The 13,806-nt window shown below is 44.0% G+C and carries 15 protein-coding genes; 13 read left to right on the forward strand and 2 right to left on the reverse strand.

Translation table 11 applies throughout. The annotated features are described in order from the left end of the window. The first annotated feature begins 156 nt into the window (after nt 1-156). Both HZL42_RS02030 and HZL42_RS02035 read left to right on the forward strand, forming a co-directional pair. Entirely contained in the window at nt 157-1,347 is a 1,191-nt protein-coding gene (locus HZL42_RS02030; RefSeq protein ID WP_219054045.1) for a KxYKxGKxW signal peptide domain-containing protein, read from the forward strand. A 230-nt stretch (nt 1,348-1,577) separates the two neighbouring features. Then, a complete protein-coding gene (locus HZL42_RS02035) occupies nt 1,578-2,393 on the forward strand; it encodes a KxYKxGKxW signal peptide domain-containing protein (protein WP_219054046.1) in 816 nt (271 codons plus the stop codon). 133 nt (nt 2,394-2,526) lie between these two features. On the opposite strand, the gene HZL42_RS08950 is transcribed toward HZL42_RS02035, so the two are convergent. Beyond that, complete coding sequence (locus HZL42_RS08950; protein WP_255552532.1) at nt 2,527-2,658, reverse strand: hypothetical protein; 132 nt, start codon at nt 2,656-2,658, stop codon at nt 2,527-2,529. A gap of 181 nt (nt 2,659-2,839) precedes the next feature. Here HZL42_RS08950 and HZL42_RS02040 point away from each other — a divergent pair, with 181 nt between their 5' ends. Then, entirely contained in the window at nt 2,840-4,042 is a 1,203-nt protein-coding gene (locus HZL42_RS02040; RefSeq protein WP_219054047.1) for a CAP domain-containing protein, read from the forward strand. Nucleotides 4,043-4,095: 53 nt separating this feature from the next. Here HZL42_RS02040 and HZL42_RS02045 read toward each other — a convergent pair whose 3' ends face one another. Continuing rightward, entirely contained in the window at nt 4,096-5,838 is a 1,743-nt protein-coding gene (locus tag HZL42_RS02045) for a phospho-sugar mutase (protein ID WP_219054048.1), read from the reverse strand. A 382-nt stretch (nt 5,839-6,220) separates the two neighbouring features. On the opposite strand from HZL42_RS02045, the gene HZL42_RS02050 reads away from it, so the two are divergent. The 10 genes from HZL42_RS02050 to fabI are packed head-to-tail and all read left to right on the forward strand — an operon-like array spanning nt 6,221 to nt 13,806. After that, the gene (locus HZL42_RS02050) at nt 6,221-7,207 is read left to right on the forward strand and encodes a beta-ketoacyl-ACP synthase III (RefSeq protein WP_219054049.1); all 987 of its coding nucleotides are present in this window, start codon (nt 6,221-6,223) and stop codon (nt 7,205-7,207) included. A 31-nt stretch (nt 7,208-7,238) separates the two neighbouring features. Then, entirely contained in the window at nt 7,239-7,487 is a 249-nt protein-coding gene (locus tag HZL42_RS02055; RefSeq protein ID WP_219054050.1) for an acyl carrier protein, read from the forward strand. 30 nt (nt 7,488-7,517) lie between these two features. After that, nucleotides 7,518-8,420, forward strand: a complete 903-nt coding sequence (locus HZL42_RS02060) for an ACP S-malonyltransferase (RefSeq protein WP_219054051.1) — start codon at nt 7,518-7,520, stop codon at nt 8,418-8,420. A 1-nt stretch (nt 8,421) separates the two neighbouring features. Next, on the forward strand, nt 8,422-9,156 hold the full coding sequence (gene fabG / locus HZL42_RS02065) for a 3-oxoacyl-ACP reductase FabG (protein WP_219054052.1): 735 nt from the start codon (nt 8,422-8,424) through the stop codon (nt 9,154-9,156). Nucleotides 9,157-9,179: 23 nt separating this feature from the next. Next, the gene (locus tag HZL42_RS02070; RefSeq protein WP_219054053.1) at nt 9,180-9,611 is read left to right on the forward strand and encodes an acetyl-CoA carboxylase biotin carboxyl carrier protein subunit; all 432 of its coding nucleotides are present in this window, start codon (nt 9,180-9,182) and stop codon (nt 9,609-9,611) included. Nucleotides 9,612-9,614: 3 nt separating this feature from the next. Next, nucleotides 9,615-10,025: a 3-hydroxyacyl-ACP dehydratase FabZ family protein gene (locus tag HZL42_RS02075; RefSeq protein WP_219054054.1), complete on the forward strand. Its 411-nt coding sequence runs from the start codon at nt 9,615-9,617 to the stop codon at nt 10,023-10,025. A gap of 14 nt (nt 10,026-10,039) precedes the next feature. Beyond that, nucleotides 10,040-11,419, forward strand: a complete 1,380-nt coding sequence (locus HZL42_RS02080; protein ID WP_219054055.1) for an acetyl/propionyl/methylcrotonyl-CoA carboxylase subunit alpha — start codon at nt 10,040-10,042, stop codon at nt 11,417-11,419. Further along, the gene (gene accD / locus HZL42_RS02085) at nt 11,403-12,227 is read left to right on the forward strand and encodes an acetyl-CoA carboxylase, carboxyltransferase subunit beta (RefSeq protein WP_219054056.1); all 825 of its coding nucleotides are present in this window, start codon (nt 11,403-11,405) and stop codon (nt 12,225-12,227) included. The genes HZL42_RS02080 and accD overlap by 17 nt, the downstream gene beginning before the upstream one ends. 16 nt (nt 12,228-12,243) lie before the next feature. Beyond that, the gene (gene accA / locus HZL42_RS02090) at nt 12,244-13,017 is read left to right on the forward strand and encodes a carboxyltransferase subunit alpha (protein WP_219054057.1); all 774 of its coding nucleotides are present in this window, start codon (nt 12,244-12,246) and stop codon (nt 13,015-13,017) included. 21 nt (nt 13,018-13,038) lie between these two features. Beyond that, entirely contained in the window at nt 13,039-13,806 is a 768-nt protein-coding gene (fabI, locus tag HZL42_RS02095; RefSeq protein ID WP_219054058.1) for an enoyl-ACP reductase FabI, read from the forward strand.

The raw sequence follows: 13,806 nt of genomic DNA on the forward strand, positions 1-13,806 counted from the left end.
CTATCCCTTTTTTGTTATCTAATGTAACTAAATTTATCCTAGTGATAACATTTCATTTTCATATACATTGTAAAAGATAAGTGTTATTATTAAATAGTAAATTAAAACTTAGTTACATAGATTAAGTTTTTGTAATATTTTAGGAGGCTCTTTATTATGAAAAAAGACAATCAAAAAGAACATTATCGTCTATACAAATCCGGTAAGAACTGGGTTGCATCAATGGTTGTAGCTGCTGCTGCCGTTACATTTGGTTTTGTTACTGTAAATAACGGAACTGCACATGCTGCTACTCCAGTTTCTGATGCTGTTGTTACTAGTGCTAATCCAGCTGCGGCTAGTTTTTCAAGCTCTGTTGCTGCAAAAGATGCAGTAACTAGCTATTACAATACTAGTGTTTATAGTGCATCTAATTCATACGCAGTAACTTCAGTTGCTGTAAGTAAAGCACAAACTTCATATGACGATGCAGCAAAGTCATACAGTTCGGCTAATAGTGCATATTCAGATGCATACAACAGTAGTGTAGTTGCTTCTAGCGTTTCATCTTCATACAGTGCAAAGTCATCTAATTCTGCTTATTACCACCAAGCTTTCGTTAATAATTCAGCATCTCAAGTTGCAGCAGAAAACCAGACTCCAGTTGATAATGCTAAAGTAGCTTCTTTTTCAAATGCTGCATCTGTAGCACAATCAACAGCTAACAACTATGCATTTGATGCTCAAGATTCTTCAAATGCAAGTTCGACTTCTGTTCAAGCTGGAGTTAACTTAGCTAAAGCTGAAGACAGCTTAGCTACTGCTAAAAGTAATTTAGAAGCTGCTAGCGCCGCATTATCAAGTGCTAACGCTTCAAATGCTAATGCTGCTAGTGTTTACGCATCTGTAAACTCTGCATACAATGCTTTTGCTGCTAACTACGCTGGTCCATTTGCTCCAGTACCAACTTCATCAGTAGCATCATCAGCATACGTTGGTGATGAAGGATACAGCAGTGTTGTTGTAACTGTAACTTCAAGTGCATCATCATCAAGTGCTACTTCATCAGCATCTAGTTCAACTACTCCTTCAAGTTCAGCTACTACTTACGTTCCTTCAACTGACTTCCCACAATTCATGAAGCCAATCAAGGAAGACACTCTTTCAGAAACTCCAGTACTTAAGGGTACTAAGGTTTCTACTGTAACTAAGGCTGAAGTTAACAAGGCTAAGGCTGCAGCTACTAAGGCTAAGGCAAAGGTTGCTAAGGCTAAGACTAACAAGGCTAAGAAGGCTGCTGAAAAGAAATACAAGGCAGCTCAAAAGGCTTACACTAAGTTAAACAAGGAATACAAGGCTAACAAGTAATCCTTTAATTTAATAATATAATTAAATATATACTTTTCTGTTTATCCTATGTTAGATCATTTTATCTAACATAGGATTTTTTTTGCTTACTATTAACTACGGATTTATTTAAAATTGTTGTTTCGAAATGATCATCTTTTTTATGTACTTATCTTAAATAAAGTGATAATATTAACACATTAGTTAATTTATTTACATAAAAGTACTTAACAATTTAGGAGGTTTTTCTTATGAAAAAATCTAACAAGGAACACTATCGTCTATACAAGTCAGGTAAGAACTGGGTAGCTGCATTAGTTATGGCCGCCGGGGTAGCAACTGCTTTTGTTGCAGCTCCTACTGTTGCATCAGCTGCAACTCCTGATGCTGCCCCCGTTACTGCAAATGGAACGACTACAGCAGACGGAACTGGATCAGCCACTGGGGTTAATGAATCTGCCGCATCATCAAGTGTAAGCTCTTCAGCTGCTAAGGCATCCTCAGCTTCGTCAAGTGCAAGTTCATCAGCTACTAAATCATCAACAAACAGCTCATCAGTCAGTGCTAACACAGCTACTACTAACACTGTTGTTTCAACATCAACTGTTGCATCAAGCAGCTCCGTAACTTACGTAACGACTTCTGCTTCTGCCACTACTAGCAGCGCTTCCTCAGCATCATCAAGTGCAAGTTCATCAGCTACTTCATCTGCTTCTAGTAATAGTTCTCACAAAGCTACTGCCTCATATGCTTCTACTGTTTTAAAGAAGTCTAAGGCTACTTCTGCAGAAAAGAAAGCTAAGGCAGCAGAAAAGAAGGCCAAGGCATCTGAAAAGAAAGCCAAAGCTAATGAAAAGAAGGCTAAAACTTCTGTATCAAAGGCAAAGAAAGCAGTATCAAAAGCTAAGACTAATAAGGCTAAGAAATCTGCTACTAAGAAATATAAAGTTGCTTTAAAGAAGTACAAGGCAGCTACTAAGAAGCGTAAGGCAGCTACTAAGAAATATAAAGCTGCTACTAAGGCCTACAATAAGGCTGTAAAGGCTGCTAATAAGTTAGCTAAATAATTTAAATTAAATATTATTTTTTACAAACGAAAACATACCAAAAATTAGGTATGTCTTCGTTTTTTATTTTAATTCAAAATTCAAAATAGCTTATTATTAACTTGTTTTTGATCTCTATTTGATTTTATTCCATTTACAACGTCTTAACTGCCTTAGCTATTTCAGTAAAGAATGGCTCTAGGATATTCCACTGATTAGTTACCTTAATATTGTTACGATTATCATCGACTACATTTTGGGTAATATTATCCTGCTTGATTTTCATAGTATGTACATCTCAATAATTATTCTTAAATCAAAATATCATTTACAGTCTTTTTCATCAAACTATTAATCATAATTATCCTTAATAAATTATTAAACTGGGGGTCTTAATAATCAATTTACTGTTATAATTAGTAGAATGATTTAAAGTCGATTAAAAAATGCAAGGATGATGCTTACATATGAAAAAAATGATTACGATTCTAGTGCTAGCCATTTTGACGGTTTCACTAGTCGAGTTTCCAGCCAGTGAATTCAATCAACCGGTAACCGTTCAGGCGAACCAGAAGAAGCGGGTTACCCATAAGAAAAAAACGTCAACTAAGCATCGGCAAAAGCAGGTGCGTAAGAAGTCCACGACCCACCGTAAAAAAGTTAAATCTACCCGAAAGGCAAAGGCTAAAAAGGCCAAGCCAAAACGGACGGTGAAGAAAACACGCGCTAAGCAAAAGCAGCGCCATGCTAAAAAAACGTTTAAGAAAAAAGCGGTCAAGAAAAAACGGCACTCTAAAAAGAAAGCCACTAAGCGCAAAACGACTAAGAAGAAGAGCACCAAAAAGAAACGGACTAAAAAGAAATCAACTAAGACTAAACGGAAGCAAAAGCAGCAGCCAAAAAAGACGCAGTCGGTTGATCCGAACGCCTTTAATCCGGCTAAGCTAATGAGCTACCTCCCCGTCCTTAAAAACGGGCATAGCTACCAATATAATAGTGATAATAATCGTTACGTCTTAAAGAATTTCCCTACTAAGGATACTGATGATTCTAGCTTGATTTCTAATATCACCATTACCGATGGTTCAAATCCCTACGTCAAACTCTTAAAGCAACGTGATGTTTCTTGGGGGGTTCGTTACTACCTAGTGCGGTTCCAAAATGGTGAGCAGGGGTGGGTCCAAAATCAAGATCTGCACCCACTAAACTACCTGGCCCATACCATTAATCGGAAGCATCATAATTATAAGTCAGTTGAACAGGATGCTTTAGACTACATTAATTACCTCCGGAGTAAGCACCACCTCGGCAAGTTAAAGTTTGACTACCGCTTAAATCAAATTGCAGCTGCTCGGGTGCCACAACTACCAGCCTCAGCAGATCACTTTAATGCCAGTGGGGTTCGGTACCGAAACGTAATTGCCAGCAATTTAGGGTATCAAGACCTTGTAAACAACACTGGTGAGAACGTTGCTAAAACTCCTGACTACGCAGGACGGAGCGTTAAGCAGGGGGTTCTTCAGAACTTGAACGCCATGATGTTTGAAGACGGTGGGGATTCCAAATGGGGCCACCGTGACAACATTCTAGATGCTAGTGATACTAAGATTGGGATTGGAATTAACTCTAAAAACGGAATGATTTTGATTGCCTACATCTTTGGTTCATAAACACAAAATACGAAGCTGGATGAAATTCCAACTTCGTATTTTTTTGCGTTTAACTATTCGGTTAACTTAGCGATTAATTCATAAATAGCCTTAACGTATTTATCTAGTCGTGCGATTGATTTATCCTTTGATTGATCTTCAACGCCAACGTAGAACTTCACCTTTGGTTCGGTTCCAGAAGGGCGAATCGTAATCCAGGAGCCATCAGCCAGCCAGTACTTTAGGACGTTGGACTGAGGCATGTCAATGGATTCATTTTGTCCATTTTCAAGGGTTCTAGTGGCGGTTTCAAAATCTTCAACGGAAACTACCTTAGTGTCTGCAAACTCATTCATCGGGTCGTTACGAAGGCTGTCCATAATTGCGGCCATTTTTTGCTTGCCGTCCAGGCCTTCAAAGAGCTTCGAAATCGTTTCTTCTTCAAAGTAGCCGTATTGCTGATACATTTCCTGCAACCCATCGTAAAGGGTCATTCCCCGGTCCTTGTAGTAAGCAGCCACTTCGGCGAGCATCATCGTGGATTGGATGGCATCCTTATCACGAACGAATGGCCGAATTAGGTAGCCGTAGCTTTCTTCAAAGCCAAACTGGAAGGTGTGTTGGTGGCTTTCTTCAAAGTTCTTAATTTGTTCGGCGATGTACTTGAAACCAGTCAATACGTTTTTAGTATCTACATTATAATGGTTAGCAATCTTGGTAGCCAGTTCGGTCGATACGATTGATTTTACAATGATGCCATTGTCAGGCAGGATTCCCTTAGCCTTTTTAGCTTGGAGAATGTAGTTCAACATCACACTGGCAATTTGATTCCCAGTCATCAGTTTGTATTCGCCATCTGGTTGCCGAACGGCTGCTCCAAGTCGGTCAGCATCTGGATCGGTTTCGATCAGGATGTCGGCCCCGACTTGCTTTCCCTGCTGAATGGCCAGGTCAAATGCTTCCCGGTATTCCGGGTTAGGGTGGGGCGTTGTGGGGAATTCTGGGTCAGCAATTGTTTGTTCGGTTACCATTTCAAAGTTCTTAAATCCAGCGGTCGAAAGGGCACGCCGGCCGATGTTCTTCCCAGCGCCATGGAGTGGGGAGTAGACGAACTTCAAATCCTTCCCGACGTTTTGAATTAATTCTTCATTAATATTAACCTTCTTAGCTTCATCAAGGTAGGCCTGGTCGATATCCTCGCCAACAATGGTCAGGAGGTGCTGTTTCCGCAGGTCATGAATGTCAGCGACTTTAATGGCGAAGAGGTCGCTCGCCTGATGGGCTGATTCAGTAATGATTGCTGATTCCTTAGGTGGCATCTGACCACCATCCTCACCGTAGATCTTAAAGCCGTTGTATTGCTTAGGATTATGGGACGCGGTAATCATGATTCCAGCGTAGGTGTGGAGGTGGCGAACCGCAAATGATAGTTCGGGAACCGGGCGGATGTCGTCAACGATAAACGACTTAATGCCGTGGGCGCCTAAGACCTGTGCGGAGTTATAAGCGAATTCACGGGAACCATACCGGGGGTCAAAACTAATTGCGACCCCGCGGGCCTTATCTGCGGAATCCAGTTGATCCATTAGCATTGCCAAACCTTCGGCAGCTTGGCGAACGGTATAGATGTTCATCCGATTTAAACCAGCTCCAATGATGCCCCGCATTCCAGCGGTCCCAAATGATAGGGTTGCGCCAAATGCATCGTTAATTTGATCTTCATCGTCAGCCATTGCGGCTAGTTCACGTTTTAAACCGGCAGGCATGTCTTCTTCGGCCCGCCATTGCTCGTAAATTGATTTAATCTTTTCATCCATAGTGTAATTCCTCTTTCTTTGGTGGAATGTATCGATATGTAGCAGTATCTGATTTGACACTTAAAATTATAATTCAAAGCGCGAATTCAAGTCAATTCAGGGGTGGTCAACTTAACCAAATATACGTTAATTTAAACGATTTATAATTATCAATGAATCATGATGTTACATAATTTATTATGTATCACATTAAGTAAATTACTGTTCGGCCCCTGAAAGATTGTATTAATTAGGGGGTTTCATGTTATAATATGTCGTTGTCAATTAAATTAGCAATTTTTATTGGCTCAATTTTTCTGATTGAGATATTATAGATATTGAAACATCAGACACCCATGGTGACATTTTGGCCACCATGACAAAGGGATATTAAGGAGATAGTATGAGTACTTTTTCAATTATGGCTACTGCTAAGTCGATTCCAGATAAAGTGGTCACTAATGATGATCTTGCTCAAATAATGGACACTTCCGACGAATGGATCAGTCGACGGACTGGAATTCGCCGCCGGCATGTTGTTACTACTGAGACCAATACCTCGCTCGCGACAAACGTAGCTAAGCAGCTATTAGCGAAGACCCACGTTAGCCCAGAGGAGATTGACTTCATTATTGTAGCGACAATGTCTGGCGACCAGTTGATGCCATCGACTGCTGCTGCTGTTCAGGGGTTGATTCAAGCCGATAACGCGATGGCTTTTGATATCAGTGCTGCTTGTTCTGGATTCTCGTATGGATTAGACCTGCTGCATTCACTCCTTGCGACCCATCCTGATTCGACCGGGATGTTAATCGGGAGCGAGGCGTTAAGCAAGCTAATCGACTGGCAAGACCGGACGACCGCCGTACTATTCGGCGACGGGGCTGGTGGGCTGCTGGTTACCAATAAGCAGTCTGCTGATTACGACGGTCAATTTCTGAGTGGCAAGCTCAGTACCTACGGCGCTGATGGTGATTCATTAACGATGGGAAAGATTGCTAACCACTCGCCATTCGTGAGTGGGGATGCTAAGTCAGACCTTCCATTGCACATGGACGGTCACCGGGTTTTTGACTTCGCCATTCGCCGGGTGCCAGAATCGATTCGAGAAGCGGTAGCTCAAGCAAACCTTAAGTTATCCGATGTGGACTTTTTTATTTTACACCAGGCTAACCAACGCATCGTTAAGAGCGTTGCCCGCAAACTAAAATTACCATTTGATGACCGGTTCCCGATTAATATCGACGAATACGGAAATACTTCCGCAGCTAGTGAGGCAATATTACTTGCTGAGTTAGTGGAAGATGGTAAAATTAAACGCGGGGATATCCTTGTGATGACCGGCTTTGGTGGCGGTTTAACGACCGGAACTGTTGTAATTAAATACTAGAATTTAAAACTTTATGGAGAGTGAATTAAAAATGGCAGACAAGAACGCAATTTTCGACAAAATCAAATCAATCGTAGAAGACCAAACTGATGATGTAAAGGCTGATGACATCAAGTTAGACACTAACTTCAAGGAAGACCTTGACTTAGATAGTTTAGATATCTTCGAAATCATCGACGAATTAGAAGATGAATACGATATTGAAATTGATAGTGACAATGACATGTCAACTGTTCAACAATTAGTTGACTACGTTGCTAGTCAAGTTGACGCTAACTAATTAGCTTTCTTCAATTAGGAGGGTTTAATTTTGAATCTCTGTTATTTATTTAGTGGTCAGGGAAGTCAGTTTGCAAACATGGGTCAAGACTTGTACCAGGCCGAACCGCTGTATAAACAGACGGTTGATGAAGCATCAGATGTATTGAATTTAAACCTAGCTGATCCACAAAATTTTGATGATCCAGCAAATGTTCAGATTGCCATTTTGACAATGAGTACGGGGATTGCGCGTATTTTAGACGCTCAATTACCAATGCCAAAGGCAATGTTTGGACTCAGTCTGGGAGAGTATAGTGCTTTGGTATCTGCTAAAGCACTTTCTTTTCAATCTGGACTAAAATTAGTCCGGGATCGGTCTAGGTACATGGATGAAGCGGGGCGGGCAAATCCTGGTGCAATGGCAGCAGTGTTGAACCTTGCTCCTGACGTTGTGGAAGCGGTTTGTGACCGGATTGACGGCGTCTATCCAGCTAATTTCAATACGGTTAAGCAGACCGTAATCGGCGGTCAAGCGGATGCAGTTGAAAAGGCCAGTGCCGTGATGAAGGAAAAGGGTGCTAAGCGCGTCGTGCCAATCAAGGTCGCCGTTGCATCACACACCCCGTTGATGGCGCCCGCTAGTGAACAGCTAGCAATTCGGCTAGAATCGGTCGACTTCGCTCAACCAGCCACCACCGTGATGAGTAACACTTTGGTTGCCCCCTTTACCCAGGATAATTTAAAGTCCACCCTGGTAAAGCAGTTGGTCAGCCCCACTCATTTCATGGGTGACGTTGAAGCAGTCGCACCATTAGGCATCGACGCCTTTGTGGAAATTGGTCCCGGAAACACCCTTAGCAAATTAGCTAAGAAGACCGCTAAACAACCCACTTTCAATATTGAAAGTGTTGAGACACTGAATGATTTTAGAGCCAAATTGGAGGAATTCTAATATGACAGACAAGCGCGTAATTCTAGTTACTGGTGGAACCAAGGGAATTGGGTTAGCAGCTGCGCAGTTATTAGCTGCAGATCCTGCTAACTTCGTGGTGGTAAATGCCCACCGCGCCCTTGGTGCTGACAAGACTGCTGAATTAAAGCAGCAGTTTGCCAACGACATCGACGTTGTAATCGGTGACGTTGCAAAGGAAGAAGACGCTAAACGTATGGTTGACGAAGTCGTTGACCGCCACGGTACGATTGACGGCCTAGTTAATAACGCTGGAATCACTCAGGATAAGCTATTGACTAGAATGGGGACGGACTCATTTGAAGCGGTTCTTAAGACCAACCTAGTTGGGGCTTTTAACATGACGAAGTTTGCAATGAAGATCATGCAAAAGAAGCGTTCCGGAAACATCGTGAACCTCTCTAGTATTGCTGGTTTACATGGGAACATCGGACAAGCCAACTACTCCGCAAGTAAGGCTGGTTTAATTGGTTTGACTAAGACGACCGCTCAAGAAGGGGCCCTCCGGGGAATTCGTTGTAACGCCGTTGCTCCTGGAATGGTTAAGTCTGATATGACTGCCAAATTAAGCGACCGTAATATTGAAAAATGGGAAAAGCAAATTCCACTCGGTCGATTTGGAACCCCTGAAGACATCGCTGATGCCATCAAGTTCCTAATGAACAATAGCTATATTACCGGTCAAGTAATCACCCTTGATGGTGGTTTGACAATTTAAGGAACGTAGGAGAGTTTTTGAAAATGGATGAACAAGACGTCGAGAAGTTAATCGATAAGTTTGACCAATCGAACCTTACTGAGTTAAGAATTGATGGTCAATTATACTTTAGCAAGTTGGACCACCCCCAACAAGTAGTTGCCCAACCAGCTGCGAATGCAGCGGCTCCTGCTGGAGCCCCCGCACCGCAAAAGGCAGCGACTGCCAATAACGAAGGAGCTAAGATTAAAGCACCGCTAGTGGGGATCGTCTACTTTGCACCCAGTCCAGAAAAGCCGGTCTTCAAATCAGTTGGCGACCACGTTAAGAAGGGCGAAACCGTCTGTGTGATCGAAGCAATGAAGGTCATTAACGACGTTAAGAGCCCGGTTTCTGGAACCATTACCAAGCAGTTAGTATCTGATGGGGAAATGGTCGAATACGACCAACCCATCTTCGCAATCGAGGAGGACTAAATCGTGAGTTTCGAAGTTGATAAGTATATCCCCCAACGCTACCCATTTCAGATGATTGACCAGATCGACGAAGTGCGTCCCGGCGAAGGATCAAAAGCAACTAAGTACTTAACGATTAATGAATGGTTTTTCCAAGGTCAAAATAATCCCGTCATGCCACGGCCGATCGTGCTAGAATGTTTAGCGCAAACGGGCGTGGTATCGCTGTTATCAATGCCAGAATATGAGGGCCGCAACGTCTTCTTTGGTGGGATTAAAGATGCCGAATACCAAGACGACTTTCGCCCTGGTGATAAACTATCATTATCAGTTGAGATGACAAAGCTAAAGCGGCAGATCGGGGTTGGTCATGGGACCGTTACCCGAGATGGTGAAGTAATCTGTACGGCTGACTTAGTCTTTGCGATTGAATAGTAAAGGATGGTTTGATGTTTAAGAAAGTATTGATTGCCAACCGGGGCGAAATTGCGGTTCAAATCATCCGCGCCCTGCGGGAAATGGGGATTCAATCGGTAGCGGTGTACTCCACTGCTGATAAGGAGAGCCTCTTTACCAAACTGGCCGATGAAGCAATCTGTATTGGGGGCCCCCAGCCGGGGGAATCATACCTGAATATGGAAGCAATTATTGACACTGCAGTGCTGACCGGCAGTGACGCGATTCACCCCGGCTACGGCTTTCTATCTGAAAACGCTGAGTTTGCAGAGCTCTGTGAACAATGCCACATTAAGTTCATCGGCCCCAGCGCGAGTGTGATTGACCTAATGGGGAATAAGGCCCACGCTAAGGCCACCATGAAAAAAGCTGGCGTGCCGACCATTCCCGGGAGTGATGGTGCCGTCAAGACCGTTGAACAAGCAATTACCGCTGCCAATCAAATTGGGTATCCGGTAATGCTAAAAGCTGCTGCTGGTGGGGGTGGTAAGGGAATTCGCAAGATCGTCGATGACAATGCAATGCGCGAAATCTACCCCACGACCCAGCGCGAAATTAAATTATCGTTTGACGATGATACGCTATACTTAGAAAAGGATTTAAGCGACGCCAAGCACATTGAAATGCAAGCAATTGCAGATCAACAGGGGCACGTCGTTTACTTCCCCGAACGGGACTGTTCGCTTCAACGCGGTCACCAAAAAATTATCGAAGAGAGTCCATGTATGCTGGTCAACCAAGACCAACGGGACTACCTCGGTTCACTAGTGGTTACCGCAATGAAGGAAATCGGCTATGAGAACACCGGGACGATTGAATTTCTACTGGATGAAAAGAACATGCAGTTCTACTTCATGGAAATGAATACCCGGCTACAAGTCGAACATACCGTCACCGAAGAAGTCGCTGGCGTGGAACTTATCAAGTCCCAAGTACAGGTGGCAGAAGGCGAAGCCCTGCCATACACCCAGGCTGACTGTGCACCAAAGGGCTTTGCAATCGAATGTCGAATCAATGCCGAAAACCCAGCAACTGGGTTTACCCCTTCGCCAGGTAAGATTAAGGCGCTCCGCTTCCCATTCGGGACCAAGGGCGTTCGCATCGATGCCGGCGTGGAAGCGGGCGACACGATTTCGCCATTCTACGATTCAATGATTGCTAAAATCATTGTGCACATGCCAACCAAGGCTCAGGCGGTCAATAAGATGCGCCGGGTCATCAAGGAATTTAAGATTGAGGGCGTGCAGACGAACCAGGCCTTCCTCTACGACCTCCTTGATGATGAGCACTTTAAAGCCAGTGACTTTAATAATATGTACATTGAGAATTCATTCTTGAAAGCGTGGTTGAAGAAAAATGACACAGCCAAATAACGAATCCACCAATCATTACCAGGAATTAATGGATCGGATTCCAGACCACCTCTTTGTGAAGTGTCCCGTCTGTGGCGCTAATTTTTACTCCAAAAAGCTGGGTCCCTTTAATGAATGTCCGAACTGCCACTACGGTTTTCGGATTGGAGCGCAAAAACGGATTGCAATGATTTGTGATCCAGATAGCTTTACCGAAATTGACGCACACGTGAAGGCGCCAGACCGGTTTAAAGATGATACTAAGTACATGGGGAAGCTTGCGAAGTCACGACAGGTCACCCAAATGGACGAAAGTGTCATGACTGGAATTGGGAAAATTGACGGTCACGAAGTCGGCATCGGGGTCATGGACTCCCGCTTCATCATGGGGAGTCTAGGGACTGCGACCGGTGAAAAGATTACCCGCCTCTTTGAAAAGTGTACGGAAGCGGGGCTGCCAGTGATTATGTTCACGGCTTCTGGAGGAGCTCGGATGCAAGAGGGAATCAATTCGCTGATGCAAATGGCGAAGGTTTCTGCAGCCGTTGCTGACCACGGTGAGAAGGGGCTGTTATACATCAGCGTCCTCACCGACCCCACAACTGGGGGAGTAACCGCTAGTTTCGCCATGGAAGGCGATATTATGATTAGCGAGCCGCATACGTTAATTGGGTTTGCTGGTCGGCGGGTCATCGAAAAGACGATTCAACAGGTGCCACCGAAAGATTTTCAACGGGCGGAAACGCTCTTGAAGAATGGCTTCCTGGATCAAATCGTCCGGCGACCAGATTTAAAGGGATTACTTGCAAAGCTGTTAGCTTGGCACTAATTAAGGAGGACTGATGATGACAGATAAACCGGCTTACGACCGGGTCCTAGCTGCACGCAGTAGCGCTAAAATTAGCATCCAAAAATTAGTTGCTGGGATTACGGAGGACTTTGTCGAACTCCACGGCGACCGGGCATACGGTGATGACCCAGCAGTCTATGCTGGAATCGGCACCTTGAACGGTCAGCCAGTTACAATAATCGGGATTCAAAAGGGGCTTAATAATGAAGAAAACCTTGCGCGCCACTTTGGTTCTGCCGAACCCGATGGTTACCGCAAGGCGCTGCGCTTAATGAAGCAAGCCGAAAAATTTAAGCGGCCCGTTATTACCCTGGTGAACACTCCCGGAGCATATCCAGGGATGGACGCCGAATACCATGGGCAGGGATACATGATTGCCCAATCAATTATGCAGGGGCTCAACCTTACTGTTCCATACATCAGCGTTATCGTTGGTGAAGGGGGCAGTGGGGGTGCGTTAGCCCTAGCAGTCGGGGATGAAGTCTGGGCCTTTGAAGATAGTGCGTACTCTGTACTATCACCAGAGGGCTTTGCGACGATTCTCTGGAAGGATTCAAGCCGAGCTAAGGAAGCGGCTGAACAGATGGGCTTAACCCCAGAGGAACTCCTCGCCAACCACATTATTGACCGTGTGGTTCCAGAGGTGAAAACCGATTCTGATTTAGCTCAATTCAAAGCCGACCTGGACACAAAACTAAAAGCATTATCACAGAAACCGGTTGATCAACTAATTGCTGATCGCCACGCCCGCTATCGAAAGTTTAACTAATTGAATGGAGGAAATAAACTCATGGCAGGAATTTTAGACGGTAAAAAAATCGTTATCATGGGAGTTGCAAATAAAAAGAGTATCGCCTGGGGTTGTGCCCAAGCATTAATGGATCAAGGTGCTGAAATCATCTTGACCTACCAAAACGAACGGATGAAACGTTCATTAGATAAGATGTTAGCTGACGTCGACGTTAAGATGTTTGAATGTGACGTAGCCGAAGACGCTAATGTTGAAAAAACGTTCAATGAAATTCACAATGCGGTTGGAAACATTGATGGATTGATTCATGCAATTGCATTTGCTGATAAGGACACGCTTGAAGGTGGCGTTAAAAACGTAAAGAAGGACGGCTTTAACCTCGCGCAAGATATTAGTGCCTACTCCTTCATCAGCGTTTCACGCTACGCCAGTGCCATTATGAATAGGGGTGGGAGCATTACGACCTTAACTTACATTGGCGCTGTTCGCGCAATTCCAAACTATAATATGATGGGAGTGGCTAAGGCTGCTCTTGAAGCCGAAGTTCGCTACCTAGCCGCTGAATTAGGGAAGGAAAGCGATATTCGGGTTAATGCTATCTCAGCCGGTGCGATTAAGACGCTTGCCGTAACTGGAATTAAGCACCATGGGGACCTCCTTAAGATGTCAGAAGGCTTTACCGTTAACGGAAAGAGTGTAACGCCAATGGACGTTGGTAAGTCTGCTGCTTTCTTGATGAGTGATTTAGCCTCTGGGGTAACCGGGGATATCATCTACGTCGATAATGGAGTGCACCTAATCGTCTAA

It is taken from the genome of Lactobacillus sp. Sy-1, from assembly GCF_019303535.1.
Taxonomy (GTDB): domain Bacteria; phylum Bacillota; class Bacilli; order Lactobacillales; family Lactobacillaceae; genus Nicoliella.

Bases quoted from the DNA above. Each gene is read 5' to 3' on its own strand.
- HZL42_RS02035 (WP_219054046.1), top strand. From the start codon at position 1,578: ATGAAAAAATCTAACAAGGAACACTATCGTCTATACAAGTCAGGTAAG.
- HZL42_RS02030 (WP_219054045.1), top strand. From the start codon at position 157: ATGAAAAAAGACAATCAAAAAGAACATTATCGTCTATACAAATCCGGT.
- HZL42_RS02040 (WP_219054047.1), top strand. From the start codon at position 2,840: ATGAAAAAAATGATTACGATTCTAGTGCTAGCCATTTTGACGGTTTCA.
- accD (WP_219054056.1), top strand. From the start codon at position 11,403: ATGACACAGCCAAATAACGAATCCACCAATCATTACCAGGAATTAATG.
- HZL42_RS02050 (WP_219054049.1), top strand. From the start codon at position 6,221: ATGAGTACTTTTTCAATTATGGCTACTGCTAAGTCGATTCCAGATAAA.
- HZL42_RS02055 (WP_219054050.1), top strand. From the start codon at position 7,239: ATGGCAGACAAGAACGCAATTTTCGACAAAATCAAATCAATCGTAGAA.
- accA (WP_219054057.1), top strand. From the start codon at position 12,244: ATGACAGATAAACCGGCTTACGACCGGGTCCTAGCTGCACGCAGTAGC.
- HZL42_RS02045 (WP_219054048.1), bottom strand. From the start codon at position 5,838: ATGGATGAAAAGATTAAATCAATTTACGAGCAATGGCGGGCCGAAGAA.
- fabG (WP_219054052.1), top strand. From the start codon at position 8,422: ATGACAGACAAGCGCGTAATTCTAGTTACTGGTGGAACCAAGGGAATT.
- fabI (WP_219054058.1), top strand. From the start codon at position 13,039: ATGGCAGGAATTTTAGACGGTAAAAAAATCGTTATCATGGGAGTTGCA.
- HZL42_RS08950 (WP_255552532.1), bottom strand. From the start codon at position 2,658: ATGAAAATCAAGCAGGATAATATTACCCAAAATGTAGTCGATGATAAT.
- HZL42_RS02070 (WP_219054053.1), top strand. From the start codon at position 9,180: ATGGATGAACAAGACGTCGAGAAGTTAATCGATAAGTTTGACCAATCG.
- HZL42_RS02080 (WP_219054055.1), top strand. From the start codon at position 10,040: ATGTTTAAGAAAGTATTGATTGCCAACCGGGGCGAAATTGCGGTTCAA.